Consider the following 25,294-nt stretch of genomic DNA (forward strand, 5'->3'; position numbering starts at 1 on the left):
GAAAATATTAAAAATAGAAAAATTAGATTAATCAACTAACTAGTTTTCATTTATTTTTTCTTTAAACCAAATGAAAAACCCCATAAACTAAAAACTTATAACTTATAACTTAGATCTTATAACACATGATTTCCAGATATGATTATAGCTCTTTTAGTCAGTGTAACGGCCCCTTCTTTCAATTTCATTAATTTTATTCACTATTTGCTGGTAATCCTCAGCTTTTCGGTAACCTTTTAAAATGGAATCAAAGCAAAGCTGACTGATATCATGATGAATCCCACTGATGGCCTTTTTAAATACTAAAAGGTCCACACCCTTATCTTCAACTAGATTGGATATTTTTCCCAAGCCAAAGTCTATGAATACCAGTTCATATTCTTGATTTTTATCTTTATTGACATTTTCTTCATATTTCTTTAAAATTATGTTACTGGTGGTGAGATCTCCATGTATAATGCCACAGTTATGGAGGCAAGCCACCTTCTCACCAATCTTTTCGCAAATAGCAACTATTTCTTCCATGTCCTTATCCAAGGAGTTGGGTTCACCAAAGCTGCTAAGTATTTCCTTGACTTCTTTCCCTGCAATCTTTTCCATGGTTATGGTGCTTTCTTTTTGATCCACATCATAAACCAGGGGGGTAACAACTCCACAACGCTTTGCTTCTGCCAGGAGTTTGGCCTCTTTTTTGGTTCGGCTCTTGCGTAACTGATGGTCAATCTCTTCTATTCTATATCCTTTGGGAATTCTAATTTTTAGGAGGACTTCCTCGCCAAGATATTGATGGGGGCAGATGTTGGCCTCGGCACCCTTAGCCATTAGTTCTGGTGGTAATTCTAGCTTAAGAGAAGATTTTCTCATCCAGGGAACATCCACCTCATCGGTACGATAACGCTGGATAACCTTAGTATCTCCAATGGTTTGTTTAACACCATAATCCCATGACAAAAGGCCCAACCAGGCGATCATAGCCCCATTATCTCCACAGTATTTCATCTCTGGCAGGTGAAAGTCAGCGTAATGTTCAGTGGTCATAACCTCCAGCATCTCTCGCAGGCGCTGGTTAGCAGCCACACCACCCACCAGCAACACTTCAGACTTTTTGGCATGGGCCAATGCCCTTTCAGTCACCTCCACCAGCATAGAAAAAGCAGTTTCCTGCAGACTGTAACAAACATCTTCTAAGCAAGATCCAGATTCATATTTACGGATGGCAGCAGTGAGCAACCCGGAAAAGGATAAATCCATACCCTTCACCGTATAAGGTAATTCAAGGTAGTTTTTAGATTTCCGGGCTAGTTCTTCTACTCTGGGACCTCCAGGATGTCCAAGTCCAACTTCGCGGGCGAACTGGTCCAAGCAGTTGCCAATGGCAATATCCAGGGTCTCTCCAAAGATCTGGTAACCACCAGCATCAAAGGCAATCACCTGGGTGTTGCCACCACTAACATAAAGTGTCAAAGGATCCTGGCAGCCAGTAGTCAGTCTTCCAATTTCTATATGCCCTATACAGTGGTTCACACCCACAATGGGCACATCCAGTGAGAGGGCCAGGCTGCGGGCTGCGGTGGCTACAGTGCGAAGTGCAGGTCCCAGTCCAGGGCCACGGGAGAAGGCCACCAGATCGATATCTGTAAGTTCTAGATCTGCTTCTTCAAGGGATAGATGAATAAGGGGAATCAGATTTTCTGCGTGGTGTTCGGCTGCTTCACGGGGATGTATGCCTCCTTTTTCTGGTATAAGGGCCTTGCCCTCTGAAGCCAGGATATTTCCTTCAGAATCTACAATTCCCACACCTGTTTTTTCTGCTGTTCCCTCTAATCCTATGCATATCAAATGGATCACACTCTAAAAAATCACTAAATACTTCTATAAGATAACGTGAAGTTCAATTAGATTTAATCTGCAAATGGCTATTTGGTGGAATCTTTTGAGTTGATGCAGTTTACTACATATTTTTTATGAGTCACAATTAAAGAACTTACTGCAATCCTCATGGTCTTAATTTTTATTTTGAAGATTTTATTTTTATATATCACCTAACCCCATCCTTTATTAAGTAAGATAGTAAGTAGTTGATAGTTGGAATGATAAAATGGTTAAGGCTGTTAAGAGTTTCGGATCACCAGATATGCTAAGTAGATTGCAGGATAAAGATTCATTATTTTTGTGCGTTATTGCTTCCACATTAACCTCACGCATACCTGAAATAACAGGTGCAGGGGCTTCACCGGAACTCACAGATTACACTCCAGCAGCGGATGTGGAACTGATAATCCATGGTGAACCAAAATGTCTTCAGAACATACCTCAAACAGTAGTGGAAGGTCAGGCGGCACCCACCCCAGCTGTTATAACCAAAGCATCTCTTCAAATGGCTGATATTCCTTTCCTGGTTGCTGATGCGGGTTCAGCTATTAAACCGGACATCCCTTATGTTAAAATAAATGATGAACCTGGCCAGAACATTTTAACGGGCAAAGCAGTTGAAAATCCCCTGGAAATATACAAGAAGGGTAAAATATTAGGAGAAACTCTTTCTCAGTTGACTGATCATCTCATTATTGGTGAAAGCACCCCCGCAGGCACCACCACAGCTCTAGGGGTTCTGGAGGCCATGGGTTACGATGCTTGGGGAAAAGTCAGTGGGAGCACCCCAGAAAACCCCCACACTCTCAAACGTCAAACTGTGGAAAAAGGACTGGAATCTGCAGGTTTTATGGATGAAATTCCCCTTGATCCATTCCAGGCAGTAGAGGCAGTGGGTGATCCTATGATCCCTGCAGTAGCCGGCATCACAGCAGGAAGCACGGTACCAGTGACTCTGGCAGGCGGTACACAGATGACTGCAGTGTGTGCTTTTTTAAAGGAGGCTATAGATGGTTTCAACTTTGAGGATGTTTCCATTGCCACCACCATTTTCGTGGCCAAGGATGAAACTTCTGATATCAACTACCTAGCCCGTCAAATCGCTCCACTGAACATATTTGCTGTTGATCCTGGTTTTGAAAAATCAGATAACCCCGGACTTGTGAATTACACCAAAGGAGTGGTTAAAGAGGGGGTAGGTGCCGGCGGTGCCATGCTAGCTGCCATTCTTAAGGGGATCTCGGTGGAGGATATCCGGTTAAAAACAGAGGAACTCTGCAGAGAAATCTTCTAATCTAGAATAACTCTTCGATCTGTTTCCTATAATTTATATCTCAATTTTTGTAATACTATAAATGATTTGAGATGTTGAAAGATTCCAAAGAATAAATCTAATATTAACGGAAGATGAGAAAGAAGATGCCCTCCTGGATGAATGTGTCAATGAATAATGGGAAGAGGTTAAAGTCATTTTTGATGGGATTTGCACCTTCCAAGTATTCTTCTTTTATTTTTATGCTCTTTTTCCTTGGAGGATTCCTATATGCATTTCTAGATCCTGTTAGGGCCCAGTCCACTTTCTATGGGGGCTTCTTTTTGAATGAGTTAACAGCTCAAATTTTTCCACCTTCTGAGTTTTCTTTTCAGTACCTCCTTAATCAGTTTGTATTTTTCCTGGGAAAAACTAGTTGGGGTATTTTTTTCAACAACCTGATGGTTTCCTTGGAGTGCATATTTTCAGGGTTCTTGATCATCCCCATTATCCTTATAGACCTCTTTGGATTTCTTGGTTCGGTTTTTTACCTTCTCATAATGAAATGGGGGATTGTTAAAGGAGTTTTTTTATTTGCAGGTTCATTTCATCTTATATTCGAAGTTTTGGCAGCTATTCTGGTGATAGATGCGTTCATTAGTTTTTATGGTACTATAATCAACTCGGTAAGAAAAAAATCCTTAAAAACATTCACTGGAGGTGTTTTGAATAAGTTCGTCCCTTTAATGTTGAGAATAATTATTTTATTATTTATAGCAGCCCTTTTGGAAGTTTTTTGGAGTACATGGTGGGTTTACATCTTAACCCATCCTTATATTCCCTGGATAGACTTCTACATTGGTGTGTATTCTTGTGTGTATTAATAGGCCATTAAAAATTTTTCGAAAGGATGAAATAATTAATTAGACATAATAAATCCAAAGGAATTGCTGGGAATGATATTTTATGGATGGAAAAATTGAAACTTCTCTAAAGAATCCAAAGTACATAAGACTTTCATACACTCTTGGTAAGGCCAGTCCAGTTCATATTGGTCTGCCGCAGCCAGATATAAAACCCATTAACCAGATTAGTAAGGGTGATAACTATAACACTTCTCTTTTAACAGTTGAAAACCATTGCGGCACCCACATCGATGCCCCTGCACACTTTATTCAAGGTGGGAGATTAATATCTGATTACGGTCCTGATGAACTTACCTTTAGCCATCCTTTGGTGTTAGATTGCCCTAAAAGTCCAGGTGAACTAGTGGACATAGAGGATGTTTCTAAGATTTCTTATGAGAACATTGATTGCCTGCTCCTTTGCACAGGTTTCTATCAATACCATGATACAGACTGGGAAAAGTATCTTGAACAAAACCCTGGTCTTTCTCCAGGGGCAGTTCACTATTTAAGGGAAAAATTTCCTAATTTGCGTTGTGTTGGAATTGACACAATTTCCATGTCCCGTTACGGTCATGCAGAAGAAGCAGTTAAGGTACACCAGACAGGATTCATGGAAAAAGAAGGTTTTGGAAAGCCACTATTATTTGTGGAAGATTTGGATCTATCGGCACTAGATGGAAAGGTTGAGTTAGAACAAGTCCTGGTGGTGCCCTGGCAAGTGGATGGCCTGGATGGTGCACCATGCACAGTGCTGGCCAGGATCAAAACATAATAAATGACACGGAATGGAAAATTGGGAGATAAATAAAATCAATTTTATATATAATCCATTATTTCCAGATAAACGTTAGAATCAGGGTCAGTACACCTACTATCCAGCAGTAAATGGCAAATATTTTAAGGCTGTGCTTTTGAATATAGCCCATCATAAATTTAACAGCTAAGTAGCTGAATAGAGCCGCTGATAAGAACCCAGCAATCATCACTTCTAAGTTGGCATCAAAACTAACAATATCTTTGGTTTGTATCAATGCAGCACCCAGGATGGCTGGTATGGAGAGCAGGAAACTGTAACGAGCTGCTAACTTTCTTTCCAATCCTGAGAATAATGCAGCAGCTATGGTGGATCCGGAACGCGATATTCCAGGGGCAATGGCGAATCCCTGGAAAAGACCAATAACCAGTGAATTGACGAAGGTCACTTGTTTAACATCTTTACCTTTCTTTTCACGGTTTCTTTTGGCAATCCATTCAGAACCCCACAGTATAAACCCGGTCACGATTAGGAAAAAACCTACTGATGCCACTGAACTGAATAAGCTTTCAAATTCACTTTTAAACAGTACTCCCATCAGACCTGCAGGGATGGTACCAACCAAAACCAGCCAGGCCAATCTTTTGAAGGGGTCTTCCCTCACACCTGCATTGAACTTTCCCTGTGGTATATCAAGCAAACTGGATACGAATGCTTTTATCATGGATAGGATATCCTTCCAGAAGTAGGTTACCACTGCTACCAGTGTACCTACATGTAGAAGGGTGTCAAAGGCTAAAGTTGATTGTGCTCCTATTATTTCTGGTATGAAAACTAAATGTGCTGAGCTGCTTATGGGGAGAAATTCTGTTAAACCCTGCACTGCGCCCATGATTATTGCTTGAAAAATGTCCATAGATATTGTCTCCAATCCTTATAATTAAATTTTGTTCTTAAACTGACAATTTAGTTCCTAATTTCCACAGATTTTTGGAATCAGCACGTTTCTCTGTCCCTAGAACACGTGCTTATAACTTCTGAGTTATAACTTATAAGTTATAATATCTAATATTAACTTGCTCTACTTAAATCCGCTTGTTCCTTATCTTCACTTTAATTCTATTGCATTCAAATTATATCTGGAATAATAATTCAATCAATGCAATTAAATAGTTTAACTATAAAATAAACTTTTTCCAAAATTTAAATCTTTTTTTTATTTCCTACTACCCAATATTTACACCTATATTCATATAATTTCAAGTATTTATCTTATTATTTCCTACTTCACCATACTTTAACCCACATCCTAAACATATAGCAATTTACATGCGGGTTTGAAAAATCAATGGGATCAAAGGGAAAAATGAGTAAGTGGGTTGGTGATTAAATGAAAGTCAGCCAGTCGTATTCATCCTCGCTTTCACCTTCAATAATGGCAAAGAAACGTTCCTGTAATTTTTTGGTGATCTCTCCTCTTGAGCCATTGCCCACCACTATTCGGTCAACGGATCTGATGGGAGTCACTTCCGCAGCAGTGCCGGTGAAAAAGAGTTCATCAGCAATGTAAAGCATTTCTCGGGGGATTTCTTCTTCTTTAACTTCTAAATCCATCTCCCGGGCCAGTGTTATTATGGAATTCCGGGTGATACCATCCAGCAAGGAAGAAGCACGGGGAGGTGTGTGCAAGATTCCATCTTTTACAATGAATATGTTTTCTCCACTTCCTTCACTCACCATTCCATGGTAGTCCAGCATTAGAGCTTCATCATAGCCATTGGCCACTGCTTCCATCTTAGCCAGCTGACTGTTCATGTAGTTGGAACCTGCCTTGGCCATGTTGGGCATGGTGTTAGGAGCCATTCTTCGCCAGGTGGACACTCCAATATCCACCCCCTGCTCCAACGCCTCTTCTCCCAAATATTTTCCCCAAGCCCAGACAGCAATCAAAGACTCTACAGGACAGTTTAGAGGATATACTCCCAGTTCAGCGTATCCTCGGAAGATAGCTGGCCGGATATAGCATTCCTCAAGTTCATTGATTTTAACGGTGTCAATAATGGCTTGACTGAAATCTTCCTGAGAGTAGGGGATTTCCATCCGGTATATTTTAGCTGAATTGTAGAGCCGCTCCACGTGTTCAGCTAACCGGAACACTGCCGGACCTTTTTTGGTTTTATAACACCGTATTCCTTCAAATACGCTGGATCCGTAGTGGATTACATGTGATAGTGCATGCACATTTGCTTCTTTCCAGTCAACGAATTCTCCATTGAACCATATTTTTCCTGACTCATCAAAGGCCATGATATCCCTCAGAATAATAAATGATCTTTAAAAATCTTCAGAATCTATTAGGTTAAACAGGTTATTAAATTGTTTTTTATAAGAGTGTTTGAGATACTAAAATATTTAACTTGGTCTTATTAATACAATGTTAAGTTAGAAAATCTGTCCTCAGGTAGATTGCCTGGCTATCCTCCCGCACCACTTTCTGGTCATCTTTAAAACCCAGGGGGCCGGTGGTCTAGGGGTATGATATCTCGCTCACACCGAGATGATCAGGAGTTCGAATCTCCTCCGGCCCACTCAACATTTTTGTAACGATTTTCAAGGAAACTTCCACCAAGTTGCAGTTCCTGTTGATATAAATGGCAATGAATGTGTGCATTGATCAAATAATAGAACCTTTTTTGAAGATTCTTGGGTGTAGAAGGGAGTATTTTTTTAATCGATGTCTTTCCCAAACTCGGAAAATAAACAAAATAAGGAATTGATAAAAAAAATAGCATAATATGCTCTATTTATTTTTTATCCAAAATTCAATCTAAAAATGGTTTTTAGTGGAAACTTAGAATTTAGAAGACAATTATCATCACGACATAGATTAGTAGGGATACAAAGAATACTATGGTTCCTTTACTAAGTGTCTTGGAAATATCTTTTTCAATAGCCAGTACCAGCCCGTAAGATAGCACGGCTGAGATTACAATTTTGGATATTCCTAAAATAGCAGTGTTCGTATAGCCGGTGCTGATGATATAGGTTATAAGGGATGAAATGGCGAACACGATAATAATAAGGGATATGGTATTGGTTAAGAGGGGTTTGAGTCCTGGTGCCTCAGGCATGGAAAAGGAACGGGATCTTTTCGCCCGATCCAAACTTCCCCTTCCTCTGCTGAAGAAACCACCCGAAGATGAGGATGTTTTGGGGAAAGACGAGGCTGTGCTTGAGGAGGGAGTGTACTCTTCTGTAACCTCAGGGGGTTCTATTTCATTTTCTGAATCGTATACTTCTACTCCTCCTCCGTAATCTCCTCTGTTAGCGGAAAATTTTTTGGCCAGCACCATCAGTCCGTCTTTATCAATAGTTTTAATATTCCTGCGGCTGGCATAATTCTCTGCACTTTTGGTGAAGTAGGAGGTGGTCACTACCACGATCTTGGAGGCCTTCAGGGTTTTTCCAACCATTTCCATCTCTTTCAAAACGTCAAGTCCAACTTCCCAGCGGTCATCATAGTTTTTGCAAGCTACTACCACTCCGATGTCGCCAAGAACGGTGGGAAGAACTCCGTAGATATCTATGATATGTCGGGAGGTTTGGAAGTTTCGGTAAACTTTGAAACCAGATTCTTCCATTACCTTTGCCATGAACTTTATTAATCTATTTTTATCCAATTACCCCACCTTCGAGAGATGATGATTTTCATCAACTATTAATTTCATAATATATTTGGTGATAGTATTTGTTTTTTATTTCTTTATACTTAAAACTGTTCCCTTCCTTAACAGTAACCATCACGCAAACTATTTAGAGGTGGAACAATAAATTTGCCTCTATGACCATTCTCATCACTAATGATGATGGGGTAAACTCATCAGGCATCATGGCAGCTAAAAAGGCAGCGGAAAATTTGGGTGAAACTCTTGTCGTAGCACCCGCTACACAGCAAAGTGGAATTGGACATGCTTTAACCCTTTTTGAGCCCGTCAGGGTCACTTGTACCAACATGGCTGATGGCACTGAGGCCCACATGGTTTCAGGAACCCCTACTGATGCAGTTATTATTGGAATATTTCAAATAGCTGATGAAAAACCTGATTTAATCATTTCAGGCATTAATATTGGGGAAAATCTGGGTAAATCAGAATTAACCACTTCTGGAACGATCGGCGCAGCTATGGAGGCAGCAGTTCATGGAATTCCAGCCCTATCAGTGTCTCTCCAAGTTACTAGGGGGGATATTAAGTTTCATGACGGTCAGGTGGATATTGACTTTTCCCATGCCATTAAAATGACTGAAAGAGTGGCCAGTATGATCCTGGAGAAGGGTTTACCACCGGGTGTTGATTTTTTGAACCTCAACATACCTTCACATCCCAAAACTGACGAGATCAAGTTAACCCGTTTAGGTGAGCGAATGTACAAGATACACATCAAAGAACGCCTTGATCCTCGTGGAAGACCTTATTACTGGATTGATGGAGATTCTGTGGAAGATGATCAGCATGGTACTGACGTGCATACTTTAAAACGTGAAGGATGTGCTACCTTAACTCCGATTTCTCTGGATGCAACATCTTCATTGGATCTAATGGAGGATTGGCTTTAAACCATATTTTTAATCCCATATTGCTTAGTTTTTATTTCATAAACTATATTTCATATGCCACTCATAAAGTAATCTGTTCTACAATACTAAGCATTCCCTACCCAAAAACTTCCCAGGTGATTTGGTGGAAAAATATGATTTTGCTTTGATTATTATCATATTATTTGTGGCTTCTGCCGCAGCAGGATATTACTATCTTTCAGTAACTGGCCAAATATGTCCTTTAAGCTCCCCCTTTTCTAATTCCAATGCTTTAAAAAAATCTAACTCCTCATCTACAAGTCAGCACTGCAAGATAAATTCTACCAGTAACTCCACTAAATGCGGGATAACTATTGAAAACAACCAAACCGTTAATAATTGACAACAATTGAATGACAAATTTGAAGTTCATTTAATGAAAAAGTGATTTAATGGATGCCAAAGATTTAAGGGAAAAGATCATAGAGAAAGGTTCTATTGTGAGGTATATTGGCACTAATACCATAGGTAAGGCTGATAAAATTCTTGAAAAAGATTCTCAAATCTGGATTCGTATTGATTCTTCCGGGCTTTTTTATCGTTCGGATTACTTGGAGCTATTGAAGGAGGAGGAATTACCTCAAAAGAAATCATTCCAAAAGAGTATTAAAGAGAAGGTTTTAATTTCTAAAAACCTGAAAAGGGTAGCTCCCACTCAAATATCCGATCATGGTGATGGTCCGGGGTATGGTGGGGGTTGATTTTATTTTGGATCAATTTTGATTAATCTTAGTTTGTTTATAAGAGTATGGGTCCGTATTATTTTCATTTTTTCCCGAATATACTCTTTTACTGATCCTTTACCAACTTCTACCGTAGAAAAATTAGTTGATTCCTTGGATTATTTTTTAAGAAAGATCAATACAATTGTTTCTACTGTAGAACAAATTTATTGGAATCCATGAGGGTAGTTCTCAATAATTGTTCTACCGTAGACTCAATTATGCAAAATTAAGCCATATTTTAATAAGGCCCTAGTAGGTTCTAAATCGAATCTAACCTTAAAAAAAACTTAATTTAGAATACTTCAATTCCCAGGATGTTTTTTTTACCATTGAAGACATCCATGGCAATCTGTGCACTTCCCATTGATCCTGAGGTGGGTGGGAGCATCACTACTTCGCCAATATCTGCAATTTTTTCTTTCAGTGCACTGTAAAAATCAAATGGTTCCTGCATGGAACCCACCGAACCAGTAAGCACCACTCCTTCCACCTCTTCCTGTGCTATCTTTGAAAGGCCCCAGATTTCCATTACTATGGTCATGAGCATGGTCTCCAGGGCTAGTTCCGCTCTGCTGTCCCCTGCCAAGTATTTCTCCAGTAGCACGTCTTTGGCATGGGCCACTTTTTCGTCTATCCCTGCCACTTTGACTGCCCCTGCACGGGAGAAACATTGGTTAGCAGTGCGCAGACCTTCATCAATATCACGGATCATCTCCAGATCAAGCGGCCCGTGAACAATGCCCATAGAACCCAGGCAGGCATCAACAGCACCTCTAATTTTACCATTCTCCAGTAGAATGCTGACTGTGTTGGAACTGATGTCGGATACAATGAAATTCTCAAAACCAGTTTCTAGATGGGCATTATAACATATACTCACCTTTTCAGCACTTGCATGATGGGAATAAGCTGCCCGAAAGCATGGATCCATGGAGGGGGTGTTTTTATGCAGTCCAGGAATCAATACAGTGGGAATTTTAGAGTTTTCAATCTCCTGGTATACTGCGGTACCTCCCCCTGTAACCTTACCTGCTCCTTCAATGGAGAGAATTCCACGATCTTTAACCTTATCTAAAGGTGTTATTTTGCTGATACCATCACCCATGGCATAGGTGATGGCCATTAACTGAACAGAATCCAGTTCAACCCTTTTTGAAAGTTCTTCCAGGGCGGAGACACGTCCTGATGAGAGTTCATCTCTACCAATCTTGAAATGAACAGATTTATCATTTAAAACTGTAAAGGAAACACCGGTTGTACCATGATCCATGCCAACGAATACCATTTTTTTACTCACCAGGGTATGAAACTTTTAGCACACAAGTTAAGAATTAAAAACTACAGATAAAATGAAAAGAAAAAAAAATGTTTTATTTTTCTAAACCGCATAGTTTACGTAATTTTTTCCCCTGTTTTTCAATTTTAAGTTCGTTTTCAATGGAACGCATTCTATTGAGTTGTGGTTGTCCAGCCTGGTTTTCCAAAGCCCATTCTTTGGCGAATTTACCTGTTTGAATCTCCTTCAGGATCTGTTTCATTTCTTTGCGGGATTCTTCGGTTATAATCCTATCTCTGCGGGTCAGACCTCCGAATTCTGCAGTGTTACTAACATCATTCCACATTCCAGCGAATCCTTTCTGGTAGATCAGGTCAACGATTAGTTTTAGTTCATGACAGGTTTCAAAGTAAGCCAGTTCAGGCTGGTAACCAGCTTCTACCAGAGTCTGAAAACCTGCTTTAATCAGTTCGGTAGCTCCTCCACATAGCACTGCCTGTTCACCAAATAAATCTGTTTCAGTTTCTTCTTTAAAGGTTGTTTCCAAAACTCCGGCTCGGGTCAGGCCGCTTCCCTGTCCCATGGCCAGTGCAATCTGGAGAGCGTTACCTGTGTAATCCTGTTCTACAGCAACCAGTCCGGGAACTCCAAACCCATCCACGTACTGCTGGCGCACGGTTGAACCAGGTCCTTTAGGGGCAATCATGGTAACGTTAACGTTTTTTGGTGGAATTATATACCGGAAGTGGATGTTGTACCCATGGGAGAAGCTTAGGGTGTTTCCTTCTTTAAGATTATCCTTTATGGATTTTTCATAAACTTGGGCCTGTATCTCATCCGGGATGAGTATGTGAACCACATCTGCTTCTTTAGCAGCTTCTTCCACAGTCATCACAGTCATATCATGATCTATAGCTGTTTCCCATGAATCTCCACCTTTTCTGAGACCAACAATAACGTCTAATCCACTATCAGCCATATTTCTGGATTGAGCCATCCCTTGGCTTCCGTATCCTATGACAGCAACGGTTTTATCCTTAAGTACATCCATGTCCACATCTTTTTCATAGTAAATCTTCATATGAGGTCACCTCTTTTAAAATTGAAAAGAAATACCACTCAAGGGTATAATAAAGAAAATTATGCCTTGGTATAATCTCTATGTCTTATAATTATGAAGTTATATTAATATAGTTTGCCCTGAGTAAAAGAGTAAAATTAGCCATATAAGCCCATAAATATAGAAAAAACGGCTTTGGATGGAATAATTCATAGTATAAGGGTTCAGATTGATTTTAATAGTACGAGAATTTTCAATAAAATTCAAAGAGGGTTTGTTATTAAACCCCTTATATGGTTTTTGAACCTCTTGATATGGCTGTGGGTCCAGTTCTGGCTATTTCTTTTATTCCGAAACCTTTAAGCAGGTCGATGAGGGCATCGATTTTATCAGGTGTTCCGGTGATCTCCAAGGTAAGGTTTTCCGGTCCAACATCAACGATTCTGCCTCGGAAAATATTGGCATACTGAATGATCTCTGAACGGGCTCTTTCTGATGTGGCGTGGGTCTTGATAAGGCACAATTCTCGGATTACAGTTCCCTCTGCATTTAGGTCACGAACTTTCACCACTTCAATGATCTTGTTCAGTTGTTTGGTAATCTGCTCCAGTACTCTGTCATCACCATGGGAGATGATGGTCATACGGGCCAGCCCGTCCTGTTCAGAAGGACCAACAGTTATACTATCAATATTAAATCCTCTACGGGTGAATAATCCCGCAACGCGCTGCAGCACTCCAGGTTGATGCATTACAATAGCACTTATGATGTGACTTCGCTGCTCATCCATTCTATTCACCTCCAGTTTCCTGGGCTGGGTGTCTGTAGGGTATTTCATCTGGATTTTCCCTTTCCACTTTATATTCACCTACAATCTCGGTTAATCCACACCCCGGTGGGACCATGGGGAGAATTTCGTTAGGATCAATCATTACATCTATTAGGCTAGGTTCTCCGGATTTCAATGCATCTTGCAGTGTTTCTTTCATCTCACCCGGACGTTCAACTCGATAAGCGTTCACTCCAAATGCTTCAGCCAGTTTAACAAAGTCCGGCATGGCTTTGAGTTTGGTCTGAGAGATTCTCTCATCATAGAACAGTTTCTGCCACTGGAAAACCATTCCCAGGTACCGGTTATCCAGAATACAAACTACTACGGGAATATCGTATTCTTTAACTGTTGCCAGGTCCTGGCAGACCATTAAAAAGCCCCCGTCTCCACAAACAGCCACCACATCATTCTCTGGCATGGCTACTTTGGCTCCCATGGCTGATGGGAATCCGAATCCCATGGTTCCCAGACCTCCTGATGATATGAACCTTCTAGGATTTCGGGAGGTGAAATAATGGGCCATCCACATCTGGTTCTGACCAACGTCAGTGGTGATGATGGTGTCATCAGTAACTGCCTCTGAAATCTCTTTAATTACTTGCTGAGGTTTCAGGGGTGTTTCATCAAATGAAAGGCGTGGCATACAACTGGCACGAAAACTACTAACATAATCCACCCATTCATGGCTTCGGGTGCTTTTAGTTTGAGAAATAACCCTTAAGAGATGAGAGAGAATGATCTTAGCATCTCCCACAATGGGTAAGTCCACAGTAACGTTCTTCCCTATCTCTGCGGGGTCTACATCGATATGGATAATCTTAGCATTAGGGGCGAACTTATTAACATCACCTGTAGTTCGATCTGAGAAGCGACAGCCCACAGCAATAAGGCAGTCACATTCATCCACTATCATGTTGGAGGCTTTCCGTCCGTGCATTCCTAGCATTCCCAGTGATAATGGATTATCCTCTGGGAAACAACCTTTGCCCATCAGGGTAGTGGTAACTGGAGCTCCAATTAATTCTGATAGGTGTTGCAGTTCTTCTGATGAATTGGAGTGTATTACTCCTCCACCGGCAAGGATAACTGGCTTTTTAGAATTCAATATGAGTTCAGATGCTTTTTTAACCTGCAGGGGATGGCCTTTTTTGGTGGGTTTGTATCCGGGTAAGTTGATGGTTATTTTTTCAGGATAATCCAGCTCTCCTTCCTGAACATCTTTGGGAAGATCCACCACTACCGGACCCGGTCTTCCAGTTCGGGCAATGTAAAATGATGATCTTATCATGGGGGGTATTTCGGAGGGGTTCATGGCCTGGTAGCTATGTTTGCTAATGGGCATGGTAATTCCGATTGTATCCACTTCCTGAAAGGCGTCATTACCAATCAGAGGGGTTCCTACCTGCCCGGCCAGGGCTACAATGGGGGAGGAGTCCATGTAAGCAGTGGCGATCCCGGTTACCAGGTTGGTGGCACCAGGACCAGAGGTACCTATGCAGACACCTACTTTGCCGGAAGCCCGAGCATATCCATCTGCGGCATGGGCTGCGCACTGCTCGTGTCTTACCAGTATATGTTTAAGGTCTGAGTCGTAGATTACATCGTACAGGGGGAGTAAGACTCCTCCAGGGTATCCGAAGACTACGTCCACTCCCTCATCGGTTAGTGACTTGATTATGGCTTGACTGCCCTTCATGTTTAACACCTAATTGTGCATATTTTCCAAAAATATCTTCCACAGTAAAGATATCTTCCATAATGAAAATCATGGTAATTTAGAAAAAATCCATGACTTGATATAACATATCCCGATTTTACTTTTCATGGTATATGTATTTGTTTGCTTGATCATTATCAGCAAATTGCAGACAACCATGATGATTTGAAATAGTATTAATAAATAATTTGAGAAAAATCAATTATTTAAGAGGAATTATTTGATGGAATTTTTAGGATGAATATTCCGGGCTTATGCCATAGGGAGAAATTATAAAGTGTGAAGTTAAAGATGTTTACTTAGCATTCATGGAGGATTAATATGAAGATACTGGTGGTAGGAACTGGAGCAAGAGAACACGCCATCTGTCAGGCGTTGTATGAAGAAGCTGATCTTTATTCCATAATGAGCAATAAAAACCCTGGGATTGCCCGTATCACCCAGTTTAAAATTGGTAGTGAGATGGATATTGAAGGAGTAAAAAAATATGCTCAGGATATAGGTGCAGAAATGGCTGTGATCGGACCGGAAGCCCCTCTAGAACATGGTATTGTTGACGCACTCCAGGAAGCAGGGATCCCCTGTGTGGGTCCCACTCAACAGGCTGCTCGGATTGAAACTGACAAAGCATTCATGCGAGACCTTTTTGTTAAATACAAAATATCCGGTTCTATAGCTTATGGGGTTTTTGATACGGTTAGAGATGCTGTAGAATTCATGGATGACTTCGGTGAAGATATAGTGGTTAAGCCTGTAGGATTAACAGGTGGTAAGGGTGTTAAAATAATGGGAGAGCATCTTAAAGATGCTGAAGAAGCAAAAAATTATGTTAAAGAAATTATTGATAATAAGATAGGTGGACATGCCAGTGTGGTCCTGGAAGAGCGGTTGATTGGGGAGGAATTTACAGTGCAAGCCATGGTGGATGGGGATAATCTGGTGCCCATGCCTGCTGTTCAGGACCATCCTCATGCCTATGAAGGAGACCAGGGGCCTATCACTGGTGGAATGGGGTCTTACTCTGGCAGTAACGGTCTTTTACCCTTCATGGATCAGAAGGATTATGATGCATCGGTTAAGGTTATGGAGGAAACCATTAAGGCAGTTAAAAAAGAAGTAGGTCCTTACAGGGGTGTTCTCTATGGGCAGTTCATGTTATGTCGTGACGGTCCCCGTCTGGTGGAGTATAATGCGCGTTTTGGAGATCCGGAAGCCATGAATGTTCTACCTCTCCTTGAAACCAGTATGGTGGAACTTTGTGAGGGAGTTGTTGATGGTAACCTTAAAAAAGCACAATTCAGGCCACAAGCCACAGTTTGTAAGTACTTGGTACCCAACGGCTACCCGGAAAGTGGGAAAGCAGGTCAACCCATCCAAGTGGATGAGGAAAAGATAGCTGCTGAGGGTGGAATGGTATTTTACGCTGCAGTAAACCAGAAAGATGGGGAGATTTTAACCACAGCTTCCCGTGCTCTGGCAGTGGTAACTGCTGATGAGACCATTAAAGATGCAGAAGAGAGATGTGAAAGAGCCACAAAACATGTGAAGGGCGATCTTTATCACCGCAGAGATGTAGGCACTCGTCAGCTTATTGAAAAGCGTATAGGTCATATGAAGGAGATTAAGGGATAATCAACCCTTACTTTCCTTATTAATATTGTATTGATCAGCTATCTGTTGGTAGAGGACAATGACCAGATCTAGAAGATACTTGAACAGCCTTCCCAATATTGAAAAAATTAAGGAAATTTCAAGGGAAATACTGGATTATGAGTTGAAACTGGATAAGGCCACCCGAAATAAAGACGGCATTAAAAAAGATATCTTTGAACTGGAAAATAAAAAGGAACATCTTGAAACAGTTGAAAGCCCTAAAAAGATGGAAAGCACACGCAAAAAACTGGAAAACTTATCTTCTGATCTTCTAGCTAAAGATAAAGAAATTAATGAAATAAAAAAACATATTTTAGACTTGCAGTTAATTGTTGATAAAGAAATAACCGAAGGCCTATCAATTTTATATCATCAGGCTAAATCCAGTCTGGATGAGGCAGAAAAAAACATTTTAAAACATCAGAAACTGGTAGATGAGTCTCAAAAAAACTTCATCAATGCTTCCACTCAAGAGGTGGAAAAGTATCGTCATGAATGGATAATTAACGTGGAAAAGGTAATTAAACACAAAGAAAAGGCCAAAATATATGAGGAAGAAATAGAAAACATTAAAAGAGTTTATAAACGTGAGTTTGGTTGAACACGTGATTTTTTCGAGGATTTAATTTATTGGGGGAGGAGGGGAGCGATATTTGCAAAGAATTTTTGCCTTAATTTGTCTTTCTATGGTAAAAAACATCTTAAATGAATTTGAAATTTTGATGAACATTCCCACACCCTTAAGTTTACAGTCCACATTTTTTCATAAACTTTAAGTAAAATAATCTTTAGATAAACTAACTTCAATAAAAACATGTTATTTATAGTATCATTTGGTAGAAAAATAAAATCGCTTAATTGAAATTAGGAATGAGTGTGATGCACCTTTTGTCGGCTTTAGATGCTCGTGAATATGTATGGGATATACTGGAAAACTCAGAGGAGTTTAAAAAAGGGAGGGGTCCTGAAAAACCTTTAAAGGGCAAATCCCTCGCTATGATTTTTGAAAAAGCCTCAACCCGTACTCGAGTATCATTTGAGGTGGGTATGTACCAGTTGGGTGGGCAGCCATTATATTTATCCGCATCTGACCTTCAACTGGGTCGGGGTGAAATAATTGAGGACACTGCACGGGTAATGAGCCGTTACGTTGATGGGGTAATCATTAGGGCTCGTGAACATGATGATGTGCTCCAGTTTGCCCGATACTCAGATATTCCGGTTATCAATGCCTTAACTAACCTGGAACATCCCTGCCAGGCATACACTGATATTTTCACCATCAGGGAATGGAAAAATACTTTAGACCTTCATATGGTGTTTTTGGGTGATGGAAATAATGTCTGCAACTCTTTATTACTGGCTACAGCTCTGGTAGGCATGGACTTCACTGTGGCCTGTCCTCCCCAATATGAACCTGACCCTATAATTTTAAAAGAAGCCCAAAAGATCGCCAGGAAATCCAATTGCACCATCGAAGTAACTGATGATGTTCAAGAAGCTGTAAGTGGAGCAGACGTGCTTTACACTGATGTATGGGTGAGTATGGGTGATGAAGCTGAGGAGTCTCAGAGATTAAGAGATTTACAAGATTATCAGCTTAACCAGGATATTTTGAATATGGCTGACTCTGAGGCCATGGTTATGCACTGTCTTCCTGCTATCCGTGGCCAGGAAATAACTGAAGAAGTTTTAAACGGTCCACAATCCGCGGTCTGGGATGAGGCAGAAAATAGATTGCATGTGCAAAAATCAATAATGCACCTATTACTTTAAGATAAATCAATACAGATTAAGATTAAACACGCTAATAGTAAAATCCAGATAGATTAAATTTAAATCTGCTTTAAATAGACTACCTCAAATTTTTCAAACCTTATTCACTTAAAGGGCAGCCTATTGTGAGTTGAACTTTTTTTTGGATAATCATATGAGTAAGGTAAGGAAAATTCACAGTCGCAGACAGGTTGAATTATAGGCTATAAATTCTTCAACAGCACTTTTCACATCAAAAAAGTCGTCTCCCCTTTTTTGGTTAAAGGTAATGAAGTAGAGGAAACTTAAAATATTGAAGGATAGCACATAGTGGTCTACTTTTATTTGAGGGAACATTTTTTCCAAATACTCTGCCAGACGGAATATGAATTTTTTGGTAATGGAATGAGGGATTCTTTCTCTTTCGTATATCAATATATTCACGTATTCAAAGTTTTTATCCATTAAATCCACAATTTTCATTATCAAATTCCTGAAACATTCCTTCGGTTCTTCAATTAGACTTAGATCCAGCAAAGAATACACATCTTTCATAATTCTTTCCTGATTTTTCACTATAACTTGGTTGAAGAGATTCTCTTTGGTTTCAAACTTTCTAAAGAGAGTCATTTCTGTGAAACCAGATTTTTTAGCGATAACACGTGTTCTAGCTCCATTATAGCCATTTTTGGAGAAAACTTGCAAAGCAGCATCTAATATTCTTTCTTCAGTATCTGCAGCCATCTAATAACATCCCAAAAAACTGTTTTTCTGTGAAATATTTTATTTAATTATCAATTACTTTATATTTAAGCACCAAATGGATAATAAACCCATTTCTGCTAATATTCATTATGTTAATATTGCTTGATAAATCTTTAATATTCTCAAATTCATAAAACATTATTATTTTTTTATTACTAATCGGTATCTAAAAAATTGATTTGTTGTCTTGATTGATTAATCTTACGGAAACTGTTACATTATTTCAGATCCTACATGGAAACTGGTGCCTCAATTCCCAGAAGGTCCAGACAATTTCTAATTGTAATCCTGGATTTATCTACTAAAATAAGCCTTAAAAGTTCTTTATCGGATCCAATAACTGGTACAGATTTATAGAACTTGTTAAATGCTCCAGCTAATTCAAGGGCATACTGGGCCACCGGATGAACCCTCAAATCATGTGCTGAGTTTTCAATGACCATACTGAATCGGGCAATGGTTTTCAAGAGCTCAACTTCAAGTGTATCCATATCCTGAAAGTTCAAATCATCGATATTTACTTGTGACAAATCCTTTGCACCAGTTTTTTCCAGCAATTTACATGCTCGTGCATGAGCATATTGTATTGAAGCGCATCCTCTTTCAAAACTAAGTGCTTCATCCCATTTGAAAACCAAATGCTTTTCTGGGGAAAGGCGTGCGATGAAATAACGTATAGCACCTATACCAATCATTTCAGCGATCTTTTTTTTCTCTGATGGGCTTAATTCAGGCCTTCTTGTATCCAATTCTTTCAATGCTCTGTGGAAGGCTTCATCCATTAACTGATCCACACTGATGAACACTCCTCTTCGGGTGGACATGGATCCCTCCGGTAGGGTGATGAATTCGTAGAAGATAACTTCAGGACTTTTCTCCCCTAATAGATCCAGGGCGATTTTCAGCTGGTCAATGGCCAGTTTATGGTCAGAACCCAGAACATCAACCACCAGATCGGATTCTTCAGATTTTTGCATGTGGTAGGCCAGGTCCCGGGTGGTGTAGAGGGATGTCCCGTCGGAACGGGTTAAAATCAGTTCTTTTTCAATACCATAATCGGTCAAATCAAGGTAAAGAACATCATTCTGGGTGGTGTAATCCTTAAGGGATTCCAGGATTTTCTCAACTGTTCCATCCCTCACAAATTGACTTTCCCATACAAAACGGTCGTGGGTGATGTGCAGGCGGTTAGATGTATCCTCCACTCCTTCCAAGCATTTTCCAACCACTCCCTTAAACTTTGCTTCCAAATCAGCCTGGTTTTCTTCTTCATAATTTTTGAGAATAGAGCTTACTTCATCCTTTATTTCTGGATTTTCCTTCAACTTCTGGTTAACCTGGAAATAAAGTTTTCCAATCTCAACATCTGGCTTTTCATGGGGGTTCATCTGGTAGTCCAGGTTTTCCAGTCCCCATACTATCATGGCAATCTGCCGGCCCATGTCATTAACATAATACTGAGTTTCTACCTGAAAACCTGCTGCTCTGAGAACACGTGCCAGGGAGTCTCCTATGATGGCGTTTCGAATATGGCCGATATGTAATGGGCCGTTGGGATTGGCAGAGGTATGTTCTAATATTACTCTCTCCTTTTTCTTATCCAAACAACCGTAATCTTCCCCCACCATCTCCAGAACCATTTTAGAAAATTTTTCATAATCCAGGAAAAAATTCAGGTAGGGGCCAGTGGATTGCACTCTCTCAAAGGGTGCTGTGATTTCTATAACTTCTTTGATCCTATTTGAAATCTCTACAGGTGATTTTTTCACCTGACCTGCAAGTTGGAATGCAATGGAAGTGGCCAGATCTCCCATTTTAGGATTCGGAGGTTCTTCAAATTTAATTTCCTTTACTTCACCCCATCCCAATGATTTAATGGCCTTTTCGGTTGATTCTGCTGCGACTTTTTCCAGTATTCTGTACATGAATTCACCTTTATGAACTTGAGTGTAGTGATAATGTAGTATATTGAAACTTAAAATAAGAAAATTCCGTGGATTATAGTCCACGAATCCAGAGGGTGATAAATCCAATTTTTGGTATCACCAGAGGTTGATTCCCCAGACTAATTACTTTGGCCTGAACCTGTTCTGCTGAAACCAGGCTGGGATCCGGACGGGGATTGTTATCTCCTTTGGTCACATAATATGTTTTCCCATCTGATCCTTTCTGAATACTAATTATGCGGTGTATAACTGGCTCTGGAAACCAATTAGCTTGGTAAATTATAATGTCTCCCACTTTAAGGTTGGATGGGTTTATCTCCTGAATGCCAAGGAAGTTACTTTTCTCAATTACCACCACATCGCCCCGGTAGAAGACGGGTTCCATGCTTCCGGACACTACTACATTCAAATGCTGGGCCAGCACAATCCCCACCAGTATTATAATCACATAACTGATTATTTCCCGGCCCATTCCTGATTCTTTTTCCTCAACCGGCGGAGTAGTAGTTTTAGTTTTTTTCCTTTTTTTCGGACTCTTACCCATTAAACCACCTATTTTAGAACAGCTCCCTGGTCTGCAGAGGTTGCTAGTTTACTGTATCGAGCCAGCCAACCTTTAAGATGCTTTTCAGGGTGCTTGACATTTCGGAGCCTTCTTTCAATTTCATCTGTTTCCACCAGCAATTCTAATTTCCTTTGAGGAATATCGATCTTTATTATATCCCCATCATTTACAACAGCTATGGGTCCGTTAGCCATGGCTTCTGGAGAAACATGTCCTATGCAGGGGCCTCTGGTACCTCCAGAGAATCTTCCATCGGTTATCAGGGCTACTGATTCAAGACCTATTCCAGATATGGCTGAGGTGGGATTCAGCATTTCTCTCATACCCGGACCTCCCCGGGGACCTTCGTAACGGATAACCAGCACATCCCCTTCCTGGATTTTACCCTGGAAGATGGCTTCAACACATTCTTCTTCACTGTTGAAGACTTTGGCTGGGCCTTCATGGGTTAAAATATCTTCCTTAACTGCAGCCTGTTTCACCACAGAACCATCAGGAGCTAAACTACCCTTCAGGATTGCTATTCCACCTTCCTGGTGAACGGGATTGTTCAGGGGCCTTATAACTGTACTGTCCCTTACAGGGGATGAGGCTATGTTCTCCTGTAGAGTGTTACCCGTACAGGTCAGGGCGTCTCCCATGATCTTATCTCCCAAAACCTTCAAAACCGCAGGAATTCCTCCAGCATTGTCCAGATCAAGCATGGAATGTTTTCCTGAAGGACTGATAGAGGCAAGGTGGGGTATTTCCTTGCTCAACTTGTCAAAAAGGTCCAGGCTAACTTCAACTCCTTTATCTTTAAGTTCGTGGGCAATGGCTGGCAAGTGCAGTGCAGTGTTGGTGGATCCTCCCAGTGCCAGATCCACCACCACGGCATTAGAGAAGGCTTCCTGGGTCATAATCATGGAGGGAGTGATATCTTTCTCCAACAGTTCCATAATTTTACCACCGGATTCCCGGGCTAAATGTATTTTTTTGGAGTCCACAGCATGGGTGGTAGCACAGTAGGGTAGGCTCATCCCCATGGCCTCAGTTAAGCAGGCCATACTGTTGGCAGTGAAAAGTCCGGCACATGATCCTGCACCAGGGCAGGCGCAGCGTTCCAGCTCACCTAATTCTTCTTCACTCATCTTACCAGCAGAAACTTTCCCCACTGCTTCGAAAACATTTATAAGATCAACTGCCTCGCCCTTGTACTCTCCGGGAAGCATTGGTCCACCAGTTACCATAATGGATGGTATGTCCAGTCTGGCAGCTGCCATCAGCATCCCAGGCACGATTTTATCACAAGTGGGTATGAGTACCAGTGCATCCAGGCTGTGGGCCTGTACCATGCTCTCTACAGTGTCCGCTACCAGTTCACGGCTGGCCAATGAATAACGCATTCCCTCATGATTCATGGCAATTCCATCGCAGATAGCCATGGTATTGAACTCGAAAGGAACACCTCCTGCCTGACTTATCCCCAGTTTAACGGCCTCTGCAATCTGTTTCAAATGAATATGTCCGGGTACTATGTCTGTAAAGCTGTTGGCCACCCCTATAAATGGCCTTCCCATTTCAGCATCGGTCACACCGCAAGCCCTTAGAAGGGAACGATGAGGGGCTCTTTGCATCCCTTTTTTGATTTTATCACTTCTCATCTCATCACCTGTGATTTTAAAATAAGAGTTTTAAACATAACTGAAAATGATATTAGTATAATGGTATGTTCTCACATCTTTTAAATGCTATCTCTTTTTTCGGGGCAACGTCAAAAACTGGGGGGATGGTTATCAAGTTTTTTATAAACAAAAATTTCCATTAATACATGTAAATCATGAAAATTTTCATATACTATCAGACATAAATAATAAGAACATGGACAGTCTTTTTCTATTGAAGTTTCTAATCTCCCTGGCACTGGGGGCTTTAATTGGGATTGAAAGGGAAAGAAAACAGGAAGGCGCTGAATTTGCCGGCATGAGAACCTTCATTTTTATAGCCATATTGGGCACAATTTCGGCTTATGTTTCCCAATTTTTCCCCTATTTCTGGATAGTGGCCTTTGCCGGGTTGGTGGTTCTGGTGGGTTTGAGTTACTTGGTGACAACTCGTAAAGATGGGGATGTGGGTATAACCACCGAGGTAGTTGCATTATTAACCTTTGGATTGGGTGTTATCTGTTTCACAGATGAAGGTCTTCAAATAGCTCCCATTTTTGCCATTATTATCACTGCTTTACTGGCATTCAAACCACAACTACACAAATTCGCCCATCGTATAAGTGAAAAAGAGCTTATTAACACCCTTAAATTTCTCATAATAGCCTTTGTAATATTACCTCTACTTCCCAATGAAGTTATAGGGCCTCTGGAAGTATTTAATCCCTACCAGATATGGTTGATGGTGGTTTTCATTTCCGCCATAAGTTTCACCGGTTACATACTCATGAAGTTTATAGGTCCTGAGAAGGGTTTAGGAGCAACTGGAATCATAGGGGGTTTGGTGTCAAGTACAGCAGTAGTAACATCTATGGCTGCAAGAGTGAAAGAATCTGAACTCTTGATGAAGGCCGCAGTATTCGCTGCGGTGGTTGCCAGTTCTATGATGTTTCTTAGAATGCTCTTTGAGGTTTCAGTTATCAACCCCTCCCTTTTAGTTGAATTATCTGCCCCAATGCTCTTGATGGGCATTCTGGGAATAATGCTGGGAATTATCATTTGGAAACGTGCTGATGTTAAGCACATGGATTCCAAAATCAAACTGGACAACCCCTTCTCTTTGAAACCTGCCCTGATATTCGGAGCCCTTTTCCTGGGAGTTCTCTTCTTATCGAAGGTAGCTAACATCTATCTGGGAAGTAGCGGTGTATACATTGCCAGTATAATTTCTGGAGTGGCTGATGTGGATGCTATTACCATCAGCATGGCCTTACTCGCTCCTGAAACCATTACAAACAACACAGCAGTGACTGCCATTACTCTGGCTGCCATGTCTAACACTGTTTTTAAGTTTTTCATAGCCCTCTTTTTAGGAAGCAGAAAATTCGCACGAAATGTGGGGTTGATTTTTTTAATCCTTATAATGGTAGGGGTAGTCGCCATCATATTTTTATAACAGGATTATCTTTTGCATCGAATTATCGGTGTTTTAAAGTCAGATTCAGCATCATGCACACCTTCTACATCGCATATTCATAATCCACATAATCCAAATATTTTTTGTCCAATTTCAGCACAATAATGTTGTATGAGATTAGAATGTAGAATGTTCTCCTTAGAGTGCCAAAGACAAGAGTTTAGATCAGTTTAAGAAAATTCACCGCAATGCTTGAATTTCCATCTACAAAGCAGGTAATCAGAAATAAGTTCTGGAATAAAATGGAATTTAAGACATTTATGAATTTAGTGAAACTTAAGTTATAGTATTGCGAATTTATCCCGGTATTAACCTCTTTTATCAATTCTCTAGCGATTCTTTCTTTACTAACCACTTCAACTAATAAGGATGGGGTCTTGGATTGATATGGTAATTGATATGGTGCCAAGCCTTTTAAAAGAAATAGCTTATAAATAACATCAAGACAGAATTTTATT

The 25,294-nt window shown here is 40.5% G+C and carries 21 protein-coding genes, 1 tRNA gene and 1 pseudogene; 11 read left to right on the plus strand and 12 right to left on the minus strand.

Annotated features, from left to right (window positions below; translation table 11 throughout):
- Window positions 1-153: 153 nt before the first annotated feature.
- Window positions 154-1,848 (minus strand): bifunctional N(6)-L-threonylcarbamoyladenine synthase/serine/threonine protein kinase, encoded by a 1,695-nt coding sequence (locus HVN35_05580; protein NYB52009.1) that lies wholly within the window; start codon window positions 1,846-1,848, stop codon window positions 154-156.
- A gap of 250 nt (window positions 1,849-2,098) precedes the next feature.
- On the opposite strand from HVN35_05580, the gene HVN35_05585 reads away from it, so the two are divergent.
- The 3 genes from HVN35_05585 (at window position 2,099) to HVN35_05595 (ending at window position 4,804) form a co-directional block, all read left to right on the plus strand.
- Complete coding sequence (locus HVN35_05585; protein ID NYB52010.1) at window positions 2,099-3,166, plus strand: TIGR00303 family protein; 1,068 nt, start codon at window positions 2,099-2,101, stop codon at window positions 3,164-3,166.
- A 113-nt stretch (window positions 3,167-3,279) separates the two neighbouring features.
- Window positions 3,280-4,008 (plus strand): stage II sporulation protein M, encoded by a 729-nt coding sequence (locus HVN35_05590; GenBank protein NYB52011.1) that lies wholly within the window; start codon window positions 3,280-3,282, stop codon window positions 4,006-4,008.
- An 82-nt stretch (window positions 4,009-4,090) separates the two neighbouring features.
- Window positions 4,091-4,804 (plus strand): cyclase family protein, encoded by a 714-nt coding sequence (locus HVN35_05595; GenBank protein ID NYB52012.1) that lies wholly within the window; start codon window positions 4,091-4,093, stop codon window positions 4,802-4,804.
- A gap of 58 nt (window positions 4,805-4,862) precedes the next feature.
- On the opposite strand, the gene HVN35_05600 is transcribed toward HVN35_05595, so the two are convergent.
- Together HVN35_05600 and ilvE are read right to left on the minus strand one after the other, a co-directional pair.
- Window positions 4,863-5,702 (minus strand): undecaprenyl-diphosphate phosphatase, encoded by an 840-nt coding sequence (locus HVN35_05600; GenBank protein ID NYB52013.1) that lies wholly within the window; start codon window positions 5,700-5,702, stop codon window positions 4,863-4,865.
- A 470-nt stretch (window positions 5,703-6,172) separates the two neighbouring features.
- Complete coding sequence (ilvE, locus tag HVN35_05605) at window positions 6,173-7,093, minus strand: branched-chain-amino-acid transaminase (GenBank protein NYB52014.1); 921 nt, start codon at window positions 7,091-7,093, stop codon at window positions 6,173-6,175.
- Between the two features lie 209 nt (window positions 7,094-7,302).
- Between ilvE and HVN35_05610 the strand changes: the two genes are divergently transcribed.
- Window positions 7,303-7,374 (plus strand) — tRNA-Val (locus HVN35_05610).
- 270 nt (window positions 7,375-7,644) lie between these two features.
- Here HVN35_05610 and HVN35_05615 read toward each other — a convergent pair.
- A pseudogene (locus HVN35_05615) lies at window positions 7,645-8,514 on the minus strand (restriction endonuclease).
- A gap of 113 nt (window positions 8,515-8,627) precedes the next feature.
- Between HVN35_05615 and surE the strand changes: the two are divergent.
- The 3 genes from surE to HVN35_05630 all read left to right on the plus strand — a co-directional run bounded on the left by surE (window position 8,628) and on the right by HVN35_05630 (window position 10,123).
- Window positions 8,628-9,401, plus strand: a complete 774-nt coding sequence (surE, locus tag HVN35_05620) for a 5'/3'-nucleotidase SurE (GenBank protein ID NYB52015.1) — start codon at window positions 8,628-8,630, stop codon at window positions 9,399-9,401.
- A 124-nt stretch (window positions 9,402-9,525) separates the two neighbouring features.
- On the plus strand, window positions 9,526-9,765 hold the full coding sequence (locus tag HVN35_05625) for a hypothetical protein (GenBank protein ID NYB52016.1): 240 nt from the start codon (window positions 9,526-9,528) through the stop codon (window positions 9,763-9,765).
- Between the two features lie 49 nt (window positions 9,766-9,814).
- On the plus strand, window positions 9,815-10,123 hold the full coding sequence (locus HVN35_05630; protein ID NYB52017.1) for a DUF2098 family protein: 309 nt from the start codon (window positions 9,815-9,817) through the stop codon (window positions 10,121-10,123).
- Between the two features lie 316 nt (window positions 10,124-10,439).
- Here the strand turns inward: HVN35_05630 and HVN35_05635 are convergent, their stop codons facing one another.
- The 4 genes from HVN35_05635 to HVN35_05650 form a co-directional block, all read right to left on the minus strand.
- Window positions 10,440-11,432: a methanogenesis marker 12 protein gene (locus HVN35_05635; protein ID NYB52018.1), complete on the minus strand. Its 993-nt coding sequence runs from the start codon at window positions 11,430-11,432 to the stop codon at window positions 10,440-10,442.
- Window positions 11,433-11,517: 85 nt separating this feature from the next.
- Window positions 11,518-12,504: a ketol-acid reductoisomerase gene (gene ilvC, locus HVN35_05640; protein ID NYB52019.1), complete on the minus strand. Its 987-nt coding sequence runs from the start codon at window positions 12,502-12,504 to the stop codon at window positions 11,518-11,520.
- 268 nt (window positions 12,505-12,772) lie between these two features.
- Window positions 12,773-13,273 (minus strand): acetolactate synthase small subunit, encoded by a 501-nt coding sequence (gene ilvN, locus HVN35_05645; protein ID NYB52020.1) that lies wholly within the window; start codon window positions 13,271-13,273, stop codon window positions 12,773-12,775.
- Window position 13,274: 1 nt separating this feature from the next.
- Window positions 13,275-15,011, minus strand: coding sequence for an acetolactate synthase large subunit (locus tag HVN35_05650; protein ID NYB52021.1), 1,737 nt, complete (start codon window positions 15,009-15,011; stop codon window positions 13,275-13,277).
- Between the two features lie 342 nt (window positions 15,012-15,353).
- Between HVN35_05650 and purD the strand changes: the two genes are divergently transcribed.
- The 3 genes from purD (at window position 15,354) to argF (ending at window position 18,461) form a co-directional block, all read left to right on the plus strand.
- On the plus strand, window positions 15,354-16,664 hold the full coding sequence (gene purD / locus HVN35_05655) for a phosphoribosylamine--glycine ligase (protein NYB52022.1): 1,311 nt from the start codon (window positions 15,354-15,356) through the stop codon (window positions 16,662-16,664).
- A gap of 58 nt (window positions 16,665-16,722) precedes the next feature.
- A complete protein-coding gene (locus HVN35_05660) occupies window positions 16,723-17,286 on the plus strand; it encodes a hypothetical protein (protein ID NYB52023.1) in 564 nt (187 codons plus the stop codon).
- Between the two features lie 275 nt (window positions 17,287-17,561).
- Window positions 17,562-18,461, plus strand: coding sequence for an ornithine carbamoyltransferase (gene argF, locus HVN35_05665; GenBank protein NYB52024.1), 900 nt, complete (start codon window positions 17,562-17,564; stop codon window positions 18,459-18,461).
- A gap of 174 nt (window positions 18,462-18,635) precedes the next feature.
- Here argF and HVN35_05670 read toward each other — a convergent pair whose 3' ends face one another.
- The 4 genes from HVN35_05670 to ilvD all read right to left on the minus strand — a co-directional run bounded on the left by HVN35_05670 (window position 18,636) and on the right by ilvD (window position 23,359).
- Window positions 18,636-19,184: a TetR/AcrR family transcriptional regulator gene (locus HVN35_05670; GenBank protein ID NYB52025.1), complete on the minus strand. Its 549-nt coding sequence runs from the start codon at window positions 19,182-19,184 to the stop codon at window positions 18,636-18,638.
- A gap of 251 nt (window positions 19,185-19,435) precedes the next feature.
- On the minus strand, window positions 19,436-21,130 hold the full coding sequence (locus HVN35_05675) for an arginine--tRNA ligase (protein ID NYB52026.1): 1,695 nt from the start codon (window positions 21,128-21,130) through the stop codon (window positions 19,436-19,438).
- 73 nt (window positions 21,131-21,203) lie between these two features.
- A complete protein-coding gene (locus HVN35_05680) occupies window positions 21,204-21,623 on the minus strand; it encodes a signal peptidase I (protein NYB52027.1) in 420 nt (139 codons plus the stop codon).
- Window positions 21,624-21,703: 80 nt separating this feature from the next.
- The gene (gene ilvD, locus HVN35_05685) at window positions 21,704-23,359 is read right to left on the minus strand and encodes a dihydroxy-acid dehydratase (protein ID NYB52028.1); all 1,656 of its coding nucleotides are present in this window, start codon (window positions 23,357-23,359) and stop codon (window positions 21,704-21,706) included.
- 217 nt (window positions 23,360-23,576) lie between these two features.
- On the opposite strand from ilvD, the gene HVN35_05690 reads away from it, so the two are divergent.
- Window positions 23,577-24,815, plus strand: coding sequence for an MgtC/SapB family protein (locus HVN35_05690; GenBank protein NYB52029.1), 1,239 nt, complete (start codon window positions 23,577-23,579; stop codon window positions 24,813-24,815).
- Window positions 24,816-25,294 lie beyond the last annotated feature (479 nt).

It is taken from the genome of Methanobacteriaceae archaeon, from assembly GCA_013403005.1.
Lineage (GTDB): Archaea > Methanobacteriota > Methanobacteria > Methanobacteriales > Methanobacteriaceae > Methanobacterium.

Excerpts from the sequence above, each read along its gene's own strand:
- HVN35_05585 (NYB52010.1), top strand. The coding sequence starts at position 2,099 with ATGGTTAAGGCTGTTAAGAGTTTCGGATCACCAGATATGCTAAGTAGA.
- HVN35_05590 (NYB52011.1), top strand. The coding sequence starts at position 3,280 with ATGAGAAAGAAGATGCCCTCCTGGATGAATGTGTCAATGAATAATGGG.
- HVN35_05595 (NYB52012.1), top strand. The coding sequence starts at position 4,091 with ATGGATGGAAAAATTGAAACTTCTCTAAAGAATCCAAAGTACATAAGA.
- HVN35_05600 (NYB52013.1), bottom strand. The coding sequence starts at position 5,702 with ATGGACATTTTTCAAGCAATAATCATGGGCGCAGTGCAGGGTTTAACA.
- ilvE (NYB52014.1), bottom strand. The coding sequence starts at position 7,093 with ATGGCCTTTGATGAGTCAGGAAAAATATGGTTCAATGGAGAATTCGTT.
- surE (NYB52015.1), top strand. The coding sequence starts at position 8,628 with ATGACCATTCTCATCACTAATGATGATGGGGTAAACTCATCAGGCATC.
- HVN35_05630 (NYB52017.1), top strand. The coding sequence starts at position 9,815 with ATGGATGCCAAAGATTTAAGGGAAAAGATCATAGAGAAAGGTTCTATT.
- HVN35_05635 (NYB52018.1), bottom strand. The coding sequence starts at position 11,432 with ATGGTATTCGTTGGCATGGATCATGGTACAACCGGTGTTTCCTTTACA.
- ilvC (NYB52019.1), bottom strand. The coding sequence starts at position 12,504 with ATGAAGATTTACTATGAAAAAGATGTGGACATGGATGTACTTAAGGAT.
- ilvN (NYB52020.1), bottom strand. The coding sequence starts at position 13,273 with ATGGATGAGCAGCGAAGTCACATCATAAGTGCTATTGTAATGCATCAA.
- HVN35_05650 (NYB52021.1), bottom strand. The coding sequence starts at position 15,011 with ATGAAGGGCAGTCAAGCCATAATCAAGTCACTAACCGATGAGGGAGTG.
- purD (NYB52022.1), top strand. The coding sequence starts at position 15,354 with ATGAAGATACTGGTGGTAGGAACTGGAGCAAGAGAACACGCCATCTGT.
- HVN35_05660 (NYB52023.1), top strand. The coding sequence starts at position 16,723 with ATGACCAGATCTAGAAGATACTTGAACAGCCTTCCCAATATTGAAAAA.
- HVN35_05670 (NYB52025.1), bottom strand. The coding sequence starts at position 19,184 with ATGGCTGCAGATACTGAAGAAAGAATATTAGATGCTGCTTTGCAAGTT.
- HVN35_05675 (NYB52026.1), bottom strand. The coding sequence starts at position 21,130 with ATGTACAGAATACTGGAAAAAGTCGCAGCAGAATCAACCGAAAAGGCC.
- HVN35_05680 (NYB52027.1), bottom strand. The coding sequence starts at position 21,623 with ATGGGCCGGGAAATAATCAGTTATGTGATTATAATACTGGTGGGGATT.
- ilvD (NYB52028.1), bottom strand. The coding sequence starts at position 23,359 with ATGAGAAGTGATAAAATCAAAAAAGGGATGCAAAGAGCCCCTCATCGT.
- HVN35_05690 (NYB52029.1), top strand. The coding sequence starts at position 23,577 with ATGGACAGTCTTTTTCTATTGAAGTTTCTAATCTCCCTGGCACTGGGG.